Consider the following 17,410-nt stretch of genomic DNA (forward strand, 5'->3'; position numbering starts at 1 on the left):
TCCACCCCTTTCATGATTTTATACAGTCGCCTGATGTTTTTCCTTCGCTGTATGTTTGAGTAATATCGCCCTGTTGACAGCATTTAGATAGGCTTTGGCAGATGCTTCAAGCACATCCTGGGCAATGCCGCGTCCTCCCATTTCAATTCCGTCCACGTTAACTTTTACATATACTTGCGCTAACGCATCGCGTCCTCCTGAATTAGATTGGATTCGGTAGTCCAGCAAAGTGACGGACTGCTTCAAACAGCGCTCTAACGTATTGTAAATAGCTTCTACGCTTCCATTTCCTGTCGCAGCCTCTTGAATTTCCTCGTTTTCTTTCGTTTTCAGCGTCACAGTGGCAGACGGGACTCCAGTCGTACCATATGTTACCTGCAGCGCCGCAAGTTCATATGTTCCTTCTTCACCTGTTAATTGTTCTTCTAATACAAGAGCTACAAGATCATCTTCCGTCAATTCTTTTTTCTTTTCAGAAAGTTCCTTAAAAGCAGTGAATAAACGATTTGTCGCTTCTTCATCCATTGTAAAGCCTAATTCCTTGAGCTTTACCCGAAATGCGTGACGACCAGAATGTTTTCCTAATACTAAACTGTTGGACTGTACCCCAACAAGTTCAGGAGATATGATCTCATATGTTGTTTTTTCTTTCAGCACACCGTCTTGATGTATGCCAGATTCATGGGCAAAAGCGTTTTTCCCGACGATCGCTTTGTTTGGCGGAACTATCATTCCTGTCAATTTGCTCACTAAATCACTTGTTCTCTTAATTTCATTTAAGCGGATGTTTGTTTCAACTTTGTAATAGTCTTTTCGAATGTACAGAGCGACAGCCACTTCCTCTAAAGCTGAATTGCCCGCACGCTCTCCAATTCCGTTAATCGTACCTTCAATTTGCCCTGCTCCATGTTCTACAGCGCTGAGAGCGTTCGCTACTGCCATTCCTAAATCGTCGTGGCAATGAGCGGACAAAATGACTTGATCAATGTTTTTCACATTTTGTTTTAAATATTCAAATATTTTGCCATATTCAATCGGAGTGATATAGCCTACAGTATCAGGAATATTGATGACTTTCGCGCCGGCTTCAATCACTTTTTCAACAATTTCCGCCAAAAAATCGAGTTCAGTGCGGCAGGCATCCTCTGCAGACCATTGTATAATAGGGAAAAATTTCGCTGCATATTTGACGGATTCTACTGCACGCTCGATCACTTGCTCCTTCGTCATTTTCAATTTATATTCCCGATGAACAGGCGATGTTGCAATAAACGTATGAAGTCTTGGCTCCGCCCCGTCTTTCAATGCTTCCCACGCCGCATCGATATCTCCTTTAACAGATCTCGCCAATCCTGTAACAGAAGAATTTTTGATTGTTCTGGCAATTTCCTGTACTGAGCGAAAATCTCCTGGAGAGGAGGCAGGAAAGCCTGCCTCAATAATGTCCATTCCAACTCGTTCCAGCTGTTTTGCGATTTCTAATTTTTCTTTTAAGTTTAGGTTTACTCCAGCGGATTGCTCGCCATCTCTTAAGGTTGTGTCAAAAAAGTTAATTTTTCGCACCAGTTACCACCGCTTCCTTATTTTTAGGCTTTACAAACGGCATCATGTCTCTTAACACTCTTCCGACCTGTTCAATTTGATGCTCATTTTCACGATTGTTGATCGCGTTAAACTGTGGTCTTCCTACTTGGTTTTCCAAAATCCATTCTTTCGCAAATTTTCCAGTTTGAATATCATTCAATACAGCTTTCATGTTTTCTTTTACATGCGCATCGATTACGCGCGGTCCAGATACGAAATCACCCCATTGAGCTGTATCGGAAATGGAGTATCTCATGTTGGAAAGTCCGCCTTCATACAGTAAATCCACAATTAATTTTAGTTCGTGCAAACATTCAAAATATGCAACTTCAGGCTTGTAACCTGCTTCAACAAGCGTTTCAAATCCAGCTTTCACAAGGGATGTTAACCCGCCGCAAAGAACTGCTTGCTCACCGAAAAGATCCGTTTCTGTTTCTTCTTTAAACGTTGTTTCAAGAACGCCGGCACGTGCGGATCCGATTGCTTTTGCATATGCTAAAGCCAATTCTTTCGCTTGACCTGTTACATTTTGCTCAACAGCAATCAATGCCGGAACCCCAGCTCCTTCAGTGTAAGTTCTTCGCACAAGATGACCTGGGCCTTTAGGTGCAACTAAAAATACATCCACATCGCTTGGCGGAACAATTTGATTAAAATGAACGTTAAATCCATGGGCAAATACGAGAGCATTTCCTGCTTTTAGTCCCGGCTTCACTTCATTTTCATAAAGCTCTCTTTGCTTTTCATCCGGAACAAGCACCATAATAATGTCTGCTTCTTCAACAGCTTCACGAACTGTTTTAACTTCCAATCCATCCTCTTGAGCTTTTTCAAATGATTTACCTTTTCTAACGCCAACTACTACATCTACGCCGCTTTCTTTTAAATTTAAAGCATGCGCGTGACCTTGAGAACCATATCCTAAAATCGCTACTTTCTTCCCTTCTAATACAGCTCCGTTAATATCTCCGTTATAGTATACTTTTGTCATTTGTACATCTCCCTTTCTTAAATGTTTTACTATATTTAAAAATGTATTAGACGATTGAAAAAGTTTTTTCGGACTGCTGCAGCTTTTGTGTACCGCGAGGAAAAGCTGTCAGTCCTGTTCTTGCTATTTCCTTGATGCCGTACGGTTTCAATAAGTCAATCAGCGCTTCAATTTTGTTCGGCTCACCTGTTACCTGTACGACAACGCTGTCTCTGCTAACATCAATGATCGATGCGCGAAACGGTTCGATCACACCGTATATTTCCATTCTTGTCGATGGATTTGCAACAACTTTAATTAATGCTAGTTCTCTTGCAACAATTGATTGATTTGTGATATCCATCACTTTCAACACATCAATTTGCTTATTTAATTGCTTTGTAATTTGTTCAATTTCTTTTTCTTCTTTAACATTTACAACAAATGTAATTCGCGAAACGCCTTCTATTTCCGAATGGCCGACAGAAATGCTTTCGATATTATAGTGTCTTTTCGTAAACAGGCCAGTAATTCGGTTTAAAACTCCTGATCTATTCATGACAGTCAGCGTAATGATTCGCTTCATTTCTTTATCCCCACCATTTCATTCAGTCCTTTGCCAGGAGCAATCATTGGATATACGTTTTCTTCCGGTGCTACGACGATTTCAATCAGCTCCGGCTCTCTGTTTGCAAAGCTTTTTTCCAACACTGTCTTAAGATTTTGATGATTTTGGATTCTTACTCCTTTTATTCCAAACGCTTCTGCCAATTTAATAAAATCAGGCTGCGTTTGAAAGACGGAATGAGAATAACGTTTTTCATAAAAGAGCTCTTGCCATTGGCGAACCATACCGAGCGAATTGTTGTTCAAAACGATTACTTTGATTGGCAAATTGTGCTCTTTGATTACCGCAAGCTCTTGGAAGGTCATTTGGAACCCTCCATCTCCCAATATCGCGACAACCGTTCTGTTGCGGTCAGCAAATTGCGCGCCGATAGCTGAAGGGAGTCCAAAGCCCATCGTTCCAAGTCCGCCCGATGTCACCCATCTGTTTGGCGAATTAAAGCGATAATATTGCGCAGCCCACATTTGATGCTGGCCTACATCTGTTGTAACAATTGCTTCTCCTTTTGTTTGTTTATAAATTTCTTCGATCACTTCTTGAGGTTTGATTTCATTTTCAGATTTTTCATACCATAATGGATATTCTTTTTTATATTCAGCAAGATGCTGAATCCACTCTTGATGATCGCCTTTATTTCCTTCCTGCTCGATCAAAAGCTTCAATACTTGTTTCGCATCGCCGACAATCGGAATTTGTGTGGGAACATTTTTACCAATTTCGGCAGGATCAATGTCAATATGTGCTACAGTTGCATTAGGCGCAAAATGTTTAAGATTTCCTGTTACTCTGTCATCAAAGCGGGCTCCGATGCTAATCAATAAGTCGCATTCATAAAGAGCCATGTTAGCCGCGTATGTTCCATGCATTCCTGCCATTCCTAAAAATAGAGGATGATCCGCTGGGAAACTTCCTAATCCAAGTAGAGTGTTTGTGATCGGAATTTGCTGCTGTTCAACATATTCTCTCAGTTCATTCGCAGCATTGGCATGGAGAACGCCGGCACCAGCTAAAATCACCGGTTTTTTTGCACTGCTGACCGATTCCACCAGCCTGCGGATTTGCAAGTAATTCGGCTCTAATTTCGGCTGGTAGCCGGGCAATGACAATTCCATATCATATTCGAAATTGCCTTCCGCCTGTGAAATATCTTTTGGAATATCGATCAATACAGGTCCTGGTCTTCCAGTTGTTGCGATATGAAACGCTTCTTTAACAATTCTCGGTAAATCATTTATATCCCGAACTTGATAATTATGTTTTGTAACGGGCATGGTAATTCCGATCACATCTGCTTCTTGGAAAGCATCAGAACCGATCACAGTTGTTGCTACTTGCCCTGTAAAGACGACGAGCGGCAAAGAATCAATTAATGCATCCGCAAGCCCTGTCACTAAGTTGGTTGCACCAGGTCCTGAAGTGGCAATGACGACACCCGGTTTTCCGGATATACGTGCATATCCTTCAGCAGCATGGATTCCTCCTTGCTCGTGTCTTGTTAAGACGTGAAAGACTCCAGAATTATATAGCTTATCATATATTGGCAAAACGGCTCCACCGGGATAGCCGAAAATGACTTCTACATTTTCCCTTTTTAAGGCTTCGATGAGCATTTCCGACCCCGTCATGGTTGTTGTTGTACATTTGGTTTTCAACTCATCCAACTGTACATTCGCAGTCATGAATATATCCTCCTTTTAAACAGATGTGATAGAATTTTTAGATAATGAAAAACCTTCCCGCCCCTATGAAACCCACTTATAGCAGGCCAAAGGGGCGAGAAGGTTGAATTCCCGCGGTACCACCCTTCTTCGTGATCAATCGATCACCTCATGAACGGAATATCCGTTCTTTTCCTAACGAGTGCATTGGGATGCACCCGGCCAATCCTACTCGCTGTCCGCTTTCGAAAAGGCACTCGGAGGCGAGTTCATCCTTGGTGATAACGCCGGTTTTCAGCTCCCCCGGCTCTCTGGAGTTATCTTAACCAAAGATTACTAATCCTCTTCATCGTTTTCATCTATAAATTTTTACATTCAATCCTTATACGAAAATTTATGTTTGAGCCTTATAATACGCTGATTTTTCAAAAGTGTCAACACCATTTTTATGAATTATTTGATTATTTTTATGAAACAGTTTTTTGGCAACGTTTACAAACTTATTATTTCAACATTTTATAATACAATGAAAATTTTTTATGCTCTAAATTGAAATAAATAACGATTCCAAACCATTTTGCAAAATGTGCGTAATATTTTATGAAATTAATTTGAATAGCCAACGTTTTCAACAAATGCGGCAAAAGAAAAAACATCCATTTTATTCGAAATTACACCAGTTTTTCTTAAAGGCTCGGCAACCCGAACACTTCAGAAAGAGGGCTGTAATCTGTTTTAAACAGTAATGCAGCATATGTATGTTCTAAAACCTTGAACGTTATTCGATTTTAAATAAAAGCCCTTCACTTGAAACGAGCAATTTCGGAAGAAGGAAAAAAGACAAAGTATGTTGTATAAAAAATATTTGGAACAATATATGGTGGAGGAGATTATATGATGAACAAACAAAAGCTTGAATCTTTCTGTCTCAAACTTCCCGGTTCTGTTCATGATTACCAAATTGATTGGGAAGCAGACCGATATAAAGTGGGAGGCAAAATATTTGCGATTATAGGATGTGATTCTGAAGGAAAGCCAATCATCACGTTAAAATGTGATCCGCATCATTCTGAACAATTAAGAGAAAATTACGACGGCGTCATTCCAGGCTACTATATGAACAAAAATCATTGGATCTCAATATATTTTAACACGAACATCCCGGAGGAAATTTTGGAAAACCTGATTTTTCGTTCCTACGAACTTGTTTTTCAAAAATTGCCGAAGAAAATACAAAAAGTAATAAATTACGTTTTGATAAACTTCATTATAAATTTTGTTGTTTTTAAAATCTGAAAAAGTATATATATCAATCTCTCTACCATTTTTCCTTAATGCTTCTTCGCTAAAACGGAAATGACGTCTGATTTCCTTTCTGACTTTTCTTTCCGCTTTTGTTGTAGGAGTTCCGAGGGCTTCAAGTAAGTTCTTAGCTTCATCTCCAGCTAATAAAACGGTCACATTTTTGAAATTTTTTGATGACCAATCAATAAGTTGGTGAATATAGTTTTGTGAAAACTTACTGTTAAAGGGACTGATACCTAAAAGTATGTGAGTCTTATTCTTATAAATTTTCTCACAATTTCTAGATAGTGGAACAACATAGAACAAATCTTTTAATAACTTGTTGCATTAAAAAAACTCCTTTCCCTAACTATGATTAATAAGTTAACATTAAACATTTAACATAATATAACACAACTCAAAAACATTATTGAGTTATGCGAATTATCATTTAAATATTTTTCCTCACTAGCATTGCAGTAATTAAATCTGATGATTCAAAATACTAAGAATGTTCAATTTTTTATTGATTTCGAAACAAAAAAATCCTTTACAATGGAAGTACAGGTGGTTCCTGTCCAAATCCAATCGTAAAGGATAAGCGTTATGGACAAGAATACACTAATTTCATCATTTGGTAAATGGGTTTCACCCATAAATATTCAAAAACTTAGCGAACAAGTCAAAGAATTGAAACAGGACTATTACACAAAAAAGCTGACAACAGAAGCCTATATTAAACTTTTATTGGTAGCCCAGCTGCTCGAATTTAAGAGCTTAGAGGAAATGAGTGATGCACTTGTAGACGAAGATCTTCAAAAAGCACTCGGATTTGAATCGATAAGTGCCTCTCAGCTATCCCGAAAAAACAATCAGATCCACCCACTAATTCTTGCAAATTTGTTCTTGGATCTTGTTTGGAAAATTCAACGGTACCATTATAAAAACGGAAAGAATATGCCACTGAAAATCATTGATTCAAGTACACTCCCGTTGAACTTGACCAATTATAAATGGGCAAAATTCCGTAAAACAAAAGCTGGTGTAAAGCTACACTTACGGCTCGTTTTCATGGATAAAGACACCGTCTATCCTGAAAAAGCAGTGATTACGACAGCAAAAGAACATGACCGAAATCAACTCGAAGTCCTAGTGGATGATCAAGAAGCCATGTATGTGTTTGACCGCGGTTATGTGGACTATGAACGTTTTGATCGGATGACAGATGATGGCTATTTCTTCGTTTCAAGACTGAAGAAAAACGCAGTCATTCGTGAAGTCTATACATTTTCACTTCCTGATGATTGTCACGTTCTATCCGATAAAATGGTCTACATTGGTACCACACAAAATCGTACTGAAAATGTCTATCGTCTACTAGAAGTTATGGACACAAAAGGGAACTTACTTCGTTTCATCACCAACCGATTTGATTTAAAACCAGAAGAGATAAGTGATATTTACCGATCTCGCTGGGCTATTGAACTCTTTTTCAAATGGCTCAAGCAACACGTAGAAATTAAGCACTTTTATGGAATGAGTGAAACAGCTATTCAAAATCAAATTTTCTTAGCCCTGATCACGTATTGCTTACATGTTCTCATTCAATTGGAGATGAAAAGTAAGAAATCCCTACTTCGAATTACTCGTTGGTTAAAGAGAGCTCTGTGGAAACCAGCTTATGTTTGGTTGCGAAAATTTGATGGGCGAGCCAGTCCATAATCTCCCTTTTGTCGTTGTCGCTCTGGTTTAACTGTATATATTTACCAAATGGGCAGTGCCACCTTTCTTTAGGTTTTGTCTTTTTGGCACAAATTCACAAAAGCTAATTAACAGAAAATTCTAACTATATTTATGCAATGCTAATGATTTTTCCTTTATTTCTTGACAACACGTAAAAATTCCCTTACCATTATTGTTAACTGGTTAACTATCGTAAGGAGGATAAAAATGGAAAGCACTAAAAAGAAAGTTCTAAAAGCATTACAAGAATTCATCACAACTAGAGAATCGATCAGAAGAACTGAATCGAGTAATAATAAGAACGTATTGTTCGGTGTTTCATGGACATTGACACAATTTCACATTGTTGCCCTTCTGAAAGAAAATGAATTAATGAATAATACAACCTTAGCTAAAGAACTTAATATATCTAAACCAGCGGTAACTAAAGCAACAAAAAAATTACTGGAGAAAGGTATTATTAAGGAAAAACAAAATGAAGGAAATAAAAAAGAAATTTTCTATGTTTTAACTGAAAAAGGGGAAACAATGGCCGCAATTCATGAGAAGCTGCATAAGGAGGCTGAAGAACAATATTTATCACTTTTAGATAACTTCAATAAGGAACAACTTGAAACAATCATATTATTTTTAAATACGCTTACTAATCATTTGAAAAATGAAAATATGAAGTAGGAGGGAAGAGCTTTGGATAAAGCCCTTCAACAAAAAAGCAAAGTTCTGGTTCTTCTCCTAAGTATTTCAGCTTTTTTTGCGTCATTAAATCAAAATATTTATTCCCCTTTGATTCCTCTTATTCGAGATACTTTTGACACAACGATTTTTTGGGTGGATTTAACAGTTAGTGGTTTTATCTTTATTATTTCTATCATGCAAGTAATATTAGGAACATTTATTGATTCTGCTAATCAAAAAAAGTTAATGATCACTAGTCTTTTGATTACAAGTATCTCAACCTTATTTTGTGCATTTACAACAAATTTTATGGTATTTTTTGTTGCACGAATGTTTCAAGCCATCGGTACAGGAATGATTCCGTTGATTGCAGTGAATGTCATTGCATATTTATTTGAAGGGGCAGAACGGGGCGATGCAATGGGAACATATCAAATCTTATTGACATTAGCCCCCGCACTTGCGCCGATCTTGGGAGGATTCATTGGACAATACTACAATTATTCAGGTGTATTTTTATTTCTATTTGTCATTTCAATGACATTGTTGATTTTTTTAGGATACAAACTTCCAACATTAAATAGTAAACAATTATCCGATAATAAAAATAAAGCTCAAACACTTCTAAAATATCAAATTTTATGGGCAAATAAAAAAGGCATGAGTGTTATCGGAATTGGTTTTTTCGTCTTTCTGGTATATTTTTCAATATTGACATATTTACCTGTTTTATTGCACGATCACTATCAAATATCTTTACAGATTATCGGATTATTATATTTGCCTTTGACAATTAGTATGATTATAGGTAGTACCCTATTTAAAAAGTTACAAAGAAGATTTAATTTAGAAAAGTTATATCGTGCAATTTTATACTTAATGCCATTTTTCATTATATTATTTGGTTTAATGATGAAAAAGAACATTATCATATTAAGTATTATTTTATTCATTTATGGTGTTTTACTAGGATTCTCTCCACCATTATTTTCAACAATCATTAGTAGTCAATATACAAATGAAAAAGGATTGGCATTAGGAATATTTAATTTTGTACGATATTGTGGAATGGCAATAGGAGCAGGAATTGTCGGAATTAGCTTTCTGAGTTCCTCTTCCTTATTTCTTATTCTAGGAATCGTGTTTTTAGTGATTTCGTTCATGATTAATCAGATTTTAAAATAAAAAATGGTTTCTTCATCCTTTATTTACAATGGTTCTATGTCAATTGTTGGGGTGCACTTGATGTGAAGTGCACCTCTTTTATACGTATGAAAGTTAAATAAGTGAGCATAATACCTTATTTCTAAGTCGTTGAAAGTTGCGAATACCATAAGACATTCGTTTAATGACTTTCATTTTATTGTTAATCCCTTCTAAATAACCGTTAGTGTAGGGATACATAAACGAATTGATGATTTCTTTCTCCCAGCTTTTAAAGGTTCGTTTCATGTACTGATATTCGTCCAGTCCTGATTCGTCAATCGCTTGATACAGTTGTTCTAAGTTCAACCTTACATTGCGTTCATTGCTTTGTGTCATCCATTTTTTAAAGACTTCTTTCACTTGGTAAGCTTTCTTTAAATCGGGGGACAACTCTAAATAATATTGCAGGAGCTCCTGTTCTCTTGTGGTTAACTTCTCTTTCGGTTTATGTAAGAGAAAACGTAACTTTTTCATCGATTTTCGATCTTTGTCTTGGAACGACTTTTGTACTCTCTTTCGTACTCGTTCAAGTGCCCAGAAGTTATGACGAGGTAATGGAATTTGTCCACGATGATAATTGGATTTTGAAAGAGTTGTTGAGCCAATATTTTATACGGCTGCCACATATCCATGACCACCATTTGAACACGATGAGTCGGTAAAGAACGAAAATAATCTTTTAGCGTGGACAACTTACGGTCTTGAATCACATCAAATACCTTGAAGCCTCGAGGGTCTCCGATGACACATTGATATTTTCCTTTTTCGGTTGTCCCCTTAAACTCATCAATGGCTAAAATTTGTGGTAATGAGTGGTTCTCATAAGTATAATAACGGTCAAACCATCGAATCACCGTTGAGTGTCCCAATCCAAGCTCTTTCGCCACTTCCTTAAAATTGGCCGTTCTCACTTTGATAAGAAGGGCTTGAAGGACACGTATCGTATGACGTTGATAGCGCTCTAAGAAGGGATATCGTTCATAGAAACGCTTTCCACAGGATGTACATTTATAGCGACGCTTTTTTAGAATGAGATACGTATACATTTCGCGAAATTTGACATCTCGAATCTTCTGCAGGCGATAATCATGAATAGATCTTGTCCTTTCCCCGCACTGAGGACAACTTTGATGACAAGGTTTGGTTTCGATAAAAATTTCTAGGTGCGTATCCGTTTCTACAATATTTGACACAATGACATTTTCTAATCCAATCAGTTTTGTGATACAATAGTCTTGCATTTACGAAGTCTCCTTTTAAATGAGGTTTGGTCACTTTCATTATAAAAGAGAGCACTTCGTAAATGCTTTTTTATTTTATGAAATTCTTTACCCCAACATTTAGTATAGAACCTTAAATTACTAATTGTTCTAAAGCATGTTCATTGTATTTATTAAGATCTACAATATCAAACCCGATAAAATGTTCAAACTCTTTATCAGAAAAGCAAAAATTAAAAGCTCATAAATATTGACATATCAATATTTATGAGCATTATGTAATAAATTCATCCTATTCAAAATTAACATAAATGGCGTCCCAGGAGAGATTCGAACTCCCGACCGACGGCTTAGAAGGCCGCTGCTCTATCCAGCTGAGCTACTGGGACATTGGATAATTTTTTATTATTTTTTCGAAAGACAATGTTTATTATAATTTCATGCTAAAAGTATGTCAACTACTTTTTTAAAAAAATTTTTTGAGGGAGAAAAATTCTCCCTCAAGGAAGAGTGGTTAAGCAAATTGGAATTTAGTGGACAAGTTTGAAATTTTCTCTCCATGAAGATTGTAAAAATCTACAATTGCTTGGCCATTCATCAATTCTAGTATAGCATAAGTTTTTTCATTTCTCATCCTCGGAAGGAAAATACTTCCTGGATTAATAAACAATTTCCCGTCTACAAGCTCGGCTCCTGCTATATGCGAATGGCCGAAACAAACAATGTTCGCTTGCGCTTCCTCTGCACGATATTTTAATTTCATTAAAGTCGTTTTGACAGAATATAAATGGCCATGGGTGATAAAAAAGCGATAGGTTCCGATTGTTTCAATGATTTCATTCGGGAAGTTTCCAAGGAAATCGCAATTTCCTTTCACGATCAACATATCTTGAATTTGTTCCGCTCCATCATTCAGCTCTGAATCACCGCAATGGATGATTGCTTCTACTTCGTTTATATGCCTTTTCTTAATTTCCACAAGCTCATCCGTAAGACCGTGACTATCACTTATAATTAAAACTTTCACGATTAGCCTCTCCCCAATCGCCTATTAATTTTTCTAGTTTCTTCAAAGCTTTTGCACGATGGCTGATTTCGTTTTTTTCGAACTGCTCTAGTTGAGCCATCGTTTTTTCTTTGCCGTCCACAAGAAAAATAGGATCATATCCAAAGCCATTGTCACCGCGAGGTTCAGTTGTAATTTGTCCTTCACACACACCTTCCACCGTCATCGTTTCACGGTCTGGAGCAGCAAACGTCAAAACACATATGAACCTTGCTTTTCGATTTTCAACGCCTTCCATTTTTTTTAAAACCTTTTGAATATTTTTTTGATCATCTTTTTCATTTCCGGCATATCGGGCAGAATAAACCCCTGGTTCGCCATTTAAAGCATCAATCGAAAGCCCGGAATCATCTGCAACAACGGGTTTATTGAGCAATTGGCTGATTGTCTCCGCTTTTAGAACAGCATTTTCATAAAAAGTTTGGCCGGTTTCTTCAACATCTGGCAAATTCGGATAATCCAACAGTGACTTGACCTGTATTCCTTTTTTTTCTAACATCGCGCGAAATTCTTCGATTTTCCCTTTGTTTTTGGTGGCGATCACCAATTCTTTCATGAGCATCCCTCTTCCCGCTGATCCCTGTTATTGATAATTTTTGCAGTCCATTCCCCTAATGCCGCTTTTTGTTTTTCGATTAGTTCCAAAATTCCTTTTTCAGCATATTCCAACAGTAAGTTCAGCTCTTCTTTTGAAAACGTGGATTCTTCTCCAGTTCCCTGCAATTCAACAAAATGGCGGCTTGATGTCATAACAACATTCATATCAACTTTTGCCGCTGAGTCCTCTTCATAATTCAAATCTAAAATGACTCCGTGTTCAGGAACGATCCCTACAGACGTAGCTGCTAAAAAATCTGTTACAGGATATGTATCTAGTACACCGTCATTGAATAATTTACCGAGAGCGAGATTTATTGCAACATAAGAACCTGTTATGGAAGCCGTTCTCGTTCCCCCGTCCGCTTGAATTACATCGCAATCAATCCATAATGTTCTTTCACCCAGTTTCTCCAAATCAACTACTGCACGCAAGCTTCTTCCAATCAGCCGTTGAATTTCCATTGTCCTTCCGGAGATTTTTCCTTTTGATGCCTCCCGGACCGTTCTTTGAGCCGTTGCACGCGGAAGCATGGAGTATTCTGCGGTAATCCATCCTTTCCCTTCACCTCTCATAAAAGGAGGGACACGGTCTTCTACACTTGCGCTGCATATCACTTTTGTATCTCCAACCGTTATTAAAACAGACCCTTCCGGATGCTTCAAATAATCCGTTACTATTGTGACTTCTCTTAACTCATCTTGATTTCTGCCATCAAGGCGCATTGTTTTCCCTCCTACCAACTGCAATGTACGAAAACATGAAAGAAGAGGCAGCTATCATGCTCGCCTCTAAAGTCTCATTCTTATAGTATATCAAAAATAGATGTTTAAAAACTACCTGTGTTTACATTTTCAGGTCTTGACACTGGCTCTGACAAACTTTTTCCATCTTCATTCACAAGGTCTTGCTTGCCGTTCACTTTTAGTGCTACTTTTTCTATTCCTTCCTGCTCCGTCAATGTAAGCACAAGGGAGTTTATAACATGATTGGAAACGATCTTTTTCTCCTCATCATAGCTTCCATAAATCGCTTCGTTGAAGTTTAAAGTGACTTGACCGTCTTCATATTTTGGCTTTTCAATCAGCTTCACTTCAGACTGAAACTCGCTTAATAATCCGCTTGAACGGTCTGGACCTTCAACTAATGCGTTAACAGCAGCTACGACTTCGTCTTTTTCTTCATTGCTGATCCTCTTTGTCACGGGAACATAATATACGTTATCCCCTTCTTCCCCAATATAATACACGGTTAGAGGATGAGTATCCGTAATATCAACAGCATCGCTCGTATCAATATTGATGCCGTCTTTTCTAGTCGTTCCTTCGCCGATTGGGGTTCCGTTTACTGGCATTTCTTTCAGTTCATGGCCGTTCACCCAGAGCTTTACTTTATTAATATTTTTAAATTGGGTTAATGTCCATGTAATTGCCTGCAAAATTTTTTCTTCATCTTCCGGCTTGTAGTTAGTAAATTCATTTGAGAAATCTACAATAGCCGTTCCGTCTTTAATATCTACTCCTTTAACAACTGTATCTTCCGGCAATACCGCACGGAACCCGTTCGGGAGAATGTTTGAAACGGGCCCTCCAGCCACTAAATATTCAACGGCTTGTTTGGCTACTTCCTTCGTGTTAGGCAGCTCCAATGTTTGTGGAACGACCATTCCGTTTTTGTCAATTAAATACAGAACTCTTTTCACCGTTTCCTTTGAGGATTCCTCTTTGTCGGACGTTGATTTCGCTGAGTCTAATTGTTGATCAAGCTGATCCCCGTCCTCCAAATAGGTAATATCCTGCGGCGGATCTATTTCTTGTTTTGAACTCTTGCTTCCAAATGAAGAACACCCTGAAAGCAAAACAAAAGTAGCCAAAACTGCTGCTGTCACATTCACCCATCTGTTTTTTGGCATAACAATCCCTCCTAAGGCAGTTTGTACTACTATGTATACGAGCATTGAAAAAAAATAGACCAGCTCCAACCAAAAATTCAATGGACAAAAAAACAGCTTGCTCATTTAGAGCAAACTGTTTTCGTTAAAGTTATACTTTCTACATGATCAATGTGATGACCGAACCATTTTGAAGCAATCTTTTGAAACATTTGTTTCGACCCAGTAGTTAAAAATTTGTGGTTTTTATTGCCATCCTCTTGGTTTAAACAATGATGAAAGGATAAAATAGCGCTCACTTCCCGGGCTGTTTCATCTCCCGAGGTGATTATTTTTACGTCTTTCCCGATATATTTTTGAATTAAAGGCCGTAATAGAGGATAATGTGTGCATCCTAAAATAAGCGTATCAATTCTCTTTCCTTTAAAAGGAAGTAAAGATTCTGCAACAATATATTCCGCCCGTTCACCTTCAAATTCGCCGCTTTCTACTAACGGCACAAACTCAGGGCAAGCGAGACTTTCCACAATAACAGAGCTGTTAATCGTTTTGAGCGCACGAACGTACGCACCGCTCGATATAGTCCCTTTTGTCCCGATTACACCAATATGGCCTGAGCGTGTAGCATTTATGGCAGCTCTTGCCCCTGGTTGAATCACGCCAATCACAGGTATCTCAAGTTGTTCTTGAATTTCTTTTAATACAACTGCTGTTGCAGTATTACAAGCAATGACAAGCATCTTGATATGAAAGTTTGAAATTAAATAGTTGGTCAGCTCCCATGTAAATTGTCGAATTTCCGTTTTCGGCCTCGGGCCGTACGGACATCGGGCGGTATCACCCAAATAAATTAATTCTTCTTTTGGAAGCTGCCTCATCAACTCTTTAACAACAGTTAATCCACCAACACCTGAATCAATAACTCCAATTGGTCTATTCAAAAAATCGCCTCTATTCTTTCATTTCTTGTTGCAATTTTGCTAATAGCTTTTCCAATTGAACAATTTCTTGATCCGAGAAATTTTTCAAAACTTCTCTTAAATATTCTTGCCGCTTCGCTAATGCAGCCTCAATAACGCGTTGTCCATTTTCAAGCAATTGAATCCTGACTAACCGACGATCCTTTTCGTCCTTCACCCGTTTAACAAGGTTGTTTTTTTCCATTCGATCAATTAAATCCGTAATCGTGCTGCATGCAAGATACATTTTATTTGAAAGCTCTCCAATTGTCATGTTTCCTGATTCATTCAATAGCAGAAGCGCATCAAATTGCGGAGGAGTAATCGAGTAATTGCTTAAAATATCACGGCCCTTCTTTTTTAAGTTCGTAGCTATGCAGCGGAGGGATTTTTCTATTTCTTCAACAGTATTGAAAACGTACGTCATAACGGGGAACCCTTTCTTTCAAGATTAACAAATAAGATCAAATCTATTTTCCATTTTTTTATGTAAAATTTCAAGCATAGCCGTATTTTCAAAATGTGGAAAGACGAATTTTTTCAAAAAGTCACACGCTTTTTTTAGAAGCAAATGGTACAAAAGATAAAGATTGAAACAAATTCTTTCATTTCAATCTAAAAAGGCAGCCGACGATGAAGTTCCATTAAGGCTGCCTCTTTAGTTTAAAGCTTTAGTTCTCCCATACGAAGAAGTTCTACGACTGCTTGTGAGCGCCCTTTCACACCTAATTTTTGCATAGCATTTGAAATATGGTTCCGCACCGTCTTTTCGCTTATAAAAAGTTCACTGGCTATTTCTCTTGTAGTCTTATCTTGCACTAATAACTCAAATACTTCTCTCTCTCTCTTAGTTAGCAGCGGTTTTGGCTGAAAATCCTTCTCATTCAAGTATTGTAACCCTCCTTGCAGATGAGAGCCAGTCGACAGGATGGATTTAAAAATTGTCACCATATAGTATGATCGCAAAAAGATGACCGTGACAAGATTCATAAAAGAAAGGTGCATTTTAGGCGAAAAGAAGCTTTTTTACGTTAAAGGGACTCGTTTGAAGGAGGAAATGTTCGAGAAAGATTCAACCGTTTCTAAAATTAGGAACACCTTGACATAGCAAGGTGTTCCTTTTTCACAATATACATCAGCTGTCAATATAGTCGCTTCCGAACATTTTACGAAATGCATGGACAGTTGTTTCTCTATTTAATGCCGCAATCGATGTTGTAAGCGGAATTCCTTTTGGACACGATTGAACGCAGTTTTGGGAATTTCCGCAGTTCGCAAGTCCGCCGTCGCCCATGATGGCTTCCAAGCGTTCTGATTTATGCATCGCGCCTGTCGGATGAGCGTTAAACAAACGCACTTGTGATAATGGCGCTGGACCGATGAAGTTCGATTTGCTGTTTACGTTTGGACAAGCTTCAAGACATACGCCGCACGTCATACATTTTGAAAGCTCATATGCCCATTGGCGTTTTTTCTCAGGCATTCTTGGTCCTGGTCCTAAGTCATACGTACCGTCAATTGGTATCCATGCTTTTACTTTTTTCAAAGAGTCGAACATGCGGCTGCGGTCTACTTGAAGATCGCGAATAACCGGGAATGTGCGCATCGGCTCGAGACGAATAGGCTGTTCCAGCTGATCAATCAGCGCTGTACATGATTGACGCGGTTTCCCGTTAATGACCATTGAACAAGCACCGCATACTTCCTCTAAACAGTTCATATCCCATGTTACTGGCGTTGTTTTTTCTCCTTTGGCATTAACAGGGTTACGGCGAATTTCCATTAAGGCCGAAATAACGTTCATATTCGGACGATATGGCACTTCAAATTCTTCTTGATATGGTTCTGTGTCTGGTCGATCCTGTCTGGTGATAATAAACCGCACTGTTTTTTCACTCATTGTTTACTCCCCCTTTTCTCCCAGCTTT

At 38.0% G+C, this 17,410-nt stretch carries 18 protein-coding genes, 1 tRNA gene, 1 pseudogene and 1 other annotated feature; of the genes and pseudogenes, 4 read left to right on the forward strand and 16 right to left on the reverse strand.

Annotated features, from left to right (window positions below; genetic code table 11):
- Positions 1-18: 18 nt before the first annotated feature.
- Genes NSQ41_RS14050 through ilvB form a run of 4 tightly spaced genes read right to left on the reverse strand, consistent with a single transcriptional unit; the run spans position 19 to position 4,861 of the window.
- Positions 19-1,563, reverse strand: a complete 1,545-nt coding sequence (locus NSQ41_RS14050; protein WP_063387456.1) for a 2-isopropylmalate synthase — start codon at positions 1,561-1,563, stop codon at positions 19-21.
- Complete coding sequence (gene ilvC / locus NSQ41_RS14055) at positions 1,550-2,575, reverse strand: ketol-acid reductoisomerase (RefSeq protein WP_094246308.1); 1,026 nt, start codon at positions 2,573-2,575, stop codon at positions 1,550-1,552. The genes NSQ41_RS14050 and ilvC overlap by 14 nt, the downstream gene beginning before the upstream one ends.
- Positions 2,576-2,621: 46 nt before the next feature.
- Entirely contained in the window at positions 2,622-3,140 is a 519-nt protein-coding gene (gene ilvN, locus NSQ41_RS14060) for an acetolactate synthase small subunit (protein ID WP_144597671.1), read from the reverse strand.
- Positions 3,137-4,861: an acetolactate synthase large subunit gene (gene ilvB, locus NSQ41_RS14065; RefSeq protein WP_063387453.1), complete on the reverse strand. Its 1,725-nt coding sequence runs from the start codon at positions 4,859-4,861 to the stop codon at positions 3,137-3,139. Before ilvB ends, ilvN begins: the two co-directional genes overlap by 4 nt.
- An 87-nt stretch (positions 4,862-4,948) precedes the next feature.
- Positions 4,949-5,199 (reverse strand) — a binding site (T-box leader).
- Between the two features lie 538 nt (positions 5,200-5,737).
- Between ilvB and NSQ41_RS14070 the strand changes: the two genes are divergently transcribed.
- The gene (locus NSQ41_RS14070) at positions 5,738-6,136 is read left to right on the forward strand and encodes an MmcQ/YjbR family DNA-binding protein (protein ID WP_339211633.1); all 399 of its coding nucleotides are present in this window, start codon (positions 5,738-5,740) and stop codon (positions 6,134-6,136) included.
- A gap of 9 nt (positions 6,137-6,145) precedes the next feature.
- Here NSQ41_RS14070 and NSQ41_RS14075 read toward each other — a convergent pair.
- A pseudogene (locus NSQ41_RS14075) lies at positions 6,146-6,451 on the reverse strand (tRNA-dependent cyclodipeptide synthase); the annotation flags it as partial.
- Positions 6,452-6,730: 279 nt separating this feature from the next.
- Between NSQ41_RS14075 and NSQ41_RS14080 the strand changes: the two are divergent.
- The 3 genes from NSQ41_RS14080 (at position 6,731) to NSQ41_RS14090 (ending at position 9,727) form a co-directional block, all read left to right on the forward strand.
- Complete coding sequence (locus NSQ41_RS14080) at positions 6,731-7,846, forward strand: IS4 family transposase (protein WP_339210175.1); 1,116 nt, start codon at positions 6,731-6,733, stop codon at positions 7,844-7,846.
- A 228-nt stretch (positions 7,847-8,074) separates the two neighbouring features.
- Complete coding sequence (locus NSQ41_RS14085) at positions 8,075-8,542, forward strand: MarR family transcriptional regulator (protein WP_034769954.1); 468 nt, start codon at positions 8,075-8,077, stop codon at positions 8,540-8,542.
- Positions 8,543-8,554: 12 nt separating this feature from the next.
- The gene (locus NSQ41_RS14090) at positions 8,555-9,727 is read left to right on the forward strand and encodes an MFS transporter (protein WP_328189306.1); all 1,173 of its coding nucleotides are present in this window, start codon (positions 8,555-8,557) and stop codon (positions 9,725-9,727) included.
- A gap of 93 nt (positions 9,728-9,820) precedes the next feature.
- On the opposite strand, the gene NSQ41_RS14095 is transcribed toward NSQ41_RS14090, so the two are convergent.
- From NSQ41_RS14095 to sdhB, 11 genes are all read right to left on the reverse strand, one after another.
- Positions 9,821-10,309 carry a transposase gene (locus tag NSQ41_RS14095; RefSeq protein ID WP_339211635.1) on the reverse strand — a complete coding sequence of 163 codons (489 nt, stop codon included), beginning with the start codon at positions 10,307-10,309 and terminating at the stop codon, positions 9,821-9,823.
- Positions 10,219-10,989: a transposase gene (locus tag NSQ41_RS14100; RefSeq protein ID WP_339210178.1), complete on the reverse strand. Its 771-nt coding sequence runs from the start codon at positions 10,987-10,989 to the stop codon at positions 10,219-10,221. The genes NSQ41_RS14095 and NSQ41_RS14100 overlap by 91 nt, the downstream gene beginning before the upstream one ends.
- Before the next feature lie 291 nt (positions 10,990-11,280).
- Positions 11,281-11,357, reverse strand: a tRNA-Arg gene (locus tag NSQ41_RS14105).
- A 125-nt stretch (positions 11,358-11,482) separates the two neighbouring features.
- A complete protein-coding gene (locus tag NSQ41_RS14110; RefSeq protein WP_130156110.1) occupies positions 11,483-11,995 on the reverse strand; it encodes a metallophosphoesterase in 513 nt (170 codons plus the stop codon).
- Positions 11,973-12,590, reverse strand: a complete 618-nt coding sequence (locus tag NSQ41_RS14115; protein WP_339210179.1) for an XTP/dITP diphosphatase — start codon at positions 12,588-12,590, stop codon at positions 11,973-11,975. Before NSQ41_RS14115 ends, NSQ41_RS14110 begins: the two co-directional genes overlap by 23 nt.
- On the reverse strand, positions 12,587-13,357 hold the full coding sequence (gene rph, locus NSQ41_RS14120; RefSeq protein ID WP_063387450.1) for a ribonuclease PH: 771 nt from the start codon (positions 13,355-13,357) through the stop codon (positions 12,587-12,589). The genes NSQ41_RS14115 and rph overlap by 4 nt, the downstream gene beginning before the upstream one ends.
- 104 nt (positions 13,358-13,461) lie before the next feature.
- On the reverse strand, positions 13,462-14,544 hold the full coding sequence (locus tag NSQ41_RS14125; protein WP_144597666.1) for a GerMN domain-containing protein: 1,083 nt from the start codon (positions 14,542-14,544) through the stop codon (positions 13,462-13,464).
- Positions 14,545-14,645: 101 nt separating this feature from the next.
- A complete protein-coding gene (racE, locus tag NSQ41_RS14130; protein ID WP_339210181.1) occupies positions 14,646-15,464 on the reverse strand; it encodes a glutamate racemase in 819 nt (272 codons plus the stop codon).
- A 10-nt stretch (positions 15,465-15,474) separates the two neighbouring features.
- Positions 15,475-15,909 (reverse strand): MarR family transcriptional regulator, encoded by a 435-nt coding sequence (locus NSQ41_RS14135; RefSeq protein ID WP_339210183.1) that lies wholly within the window; start codon positions 15,907-15,909, stop codon positions 15,475-15,477.
- 236 nt (positions 15,910-16,145) lie between these two features.
- Positions 16,146-16,370 carry a response regulator transcription factor gene (locus tag NSQ41_RS14140; RefSeq protein ID WP_063387446.1) on the reverse strand — a complete coding sequence of 75 codons (225 nt, stop codon included), beginning with the start codon at positions 16,368-16,370 and terminating at the stop codon, positions 16,146-16,148.
- Between the two features lie 247 nt (positions 16,371-16,617).
- Positions 16,618-17,382 carry a succinate dehydrogenase iron-sulfur subunit gene (gene sdhB / locus NSQ41_RS14145; RefSeq protein WP_339196994.1) on the reverse strand — a complete coding sequence of 255 codons (765 nt, stop codon included), beginning with the start codon at positions 17,380-17,382 and terminating at the stop codon, positions 16,618-16,620.
- Positions 17,383-17,410 lie beyond the last annotated feature (28 nt).

It is taken from the genome of Aeribacillus sp. FSL K6-8210 (assembly GCF_037963925.1).
Taxonomy (GTDB): Bacteria; Bacillota; Bacilli; order Bacillales; family Aeribacillaceae; genus Aeribacillus; species Aeribacillus composti.

Bases quoted from the DNA above. Each gene is read 5' to 3' on its own strand.
- ilvC (WP_094246308.1), bottom strand. From the start codon at position 2,575: ATGACAAAAGTATACTATAACGGAGATATTAACGGAGCTGTATTAGAA.
- ilvN (WP_144597671.1), bottom strand. From the start codon at position 3,140: ATGAAGCGAATCATTACGCTGACTGTCATGAATAGATCAGGAGTTTTA.
- ilvB (WP_063387453.1), bottom strand. From the start codon at position 4,861: ATGACTGCGAATGTACAGTTGGATGAGTTGAAAACCAAATGTACAACA.
- NSQ41_RS14070 (WP_339211633.1), top strand. From the start codon at position 5,738: ATGAACAAACAAAAGCTTGAATCTTTCTGTCTCAAACTTCCCGGTTCT.
- NSQ41_RS14080 (WP_339210175.1), top strand. From the start codon at position 6,731: ATGGACAAGAATACACTAATTTCATCATTTGGTAAATGGGTTTCACCC.
- NSQ41_RS14085 (WP_034769954.1), top strand. From the start codon at position 8,075: ATGGAAAGCACTAAAAAGAAAGTTCTAAAAGCATTACAAGAATTCATC.
- NSQ41_RS14100 (WP_339210178.1), bottom strand. From the start codon at position 10,989: ATGCAAGACTATTGTATCACAAAACTGATTGGATTAGAAAATGTCATT.
- NSQ41_RS14115 (WP_339210179.1), bottom strand. From the start codon at position 12,590: ATGAAAGAATTGGTGATCGCCACCAAAAACAAAGGGAAAATCGAAGAA.
- rph (WP_063387450.1), bottom strand. From the start codon at position 13,357: ATGCGCCTTGATGGCAGAAATCAAGATGAGTTAAGAGAAGTCACAATA.
- NSQ41_RS14125 (WP_144597666.1), bottom strand. From the start codon at position 14,544: ATGCCAAAAAACAGATGGGTGAATGTGACAGCAGCAGTTTTGGCTACT.
- NSQ41_RS14135 (WP_339210183.1), bottom strand. From the start codon at position 15,909: ATGACGTACGTTTTCAATACTGTTGAAGAAATAGAAAAATCCCTCCGC.
- sdhB (WP_339196994.1), bottom strand. From the start codon at position 17,382: ATGAGTGAAAAAACAGTGCGGTTTATTATCACCAGACAGGATCGACCA.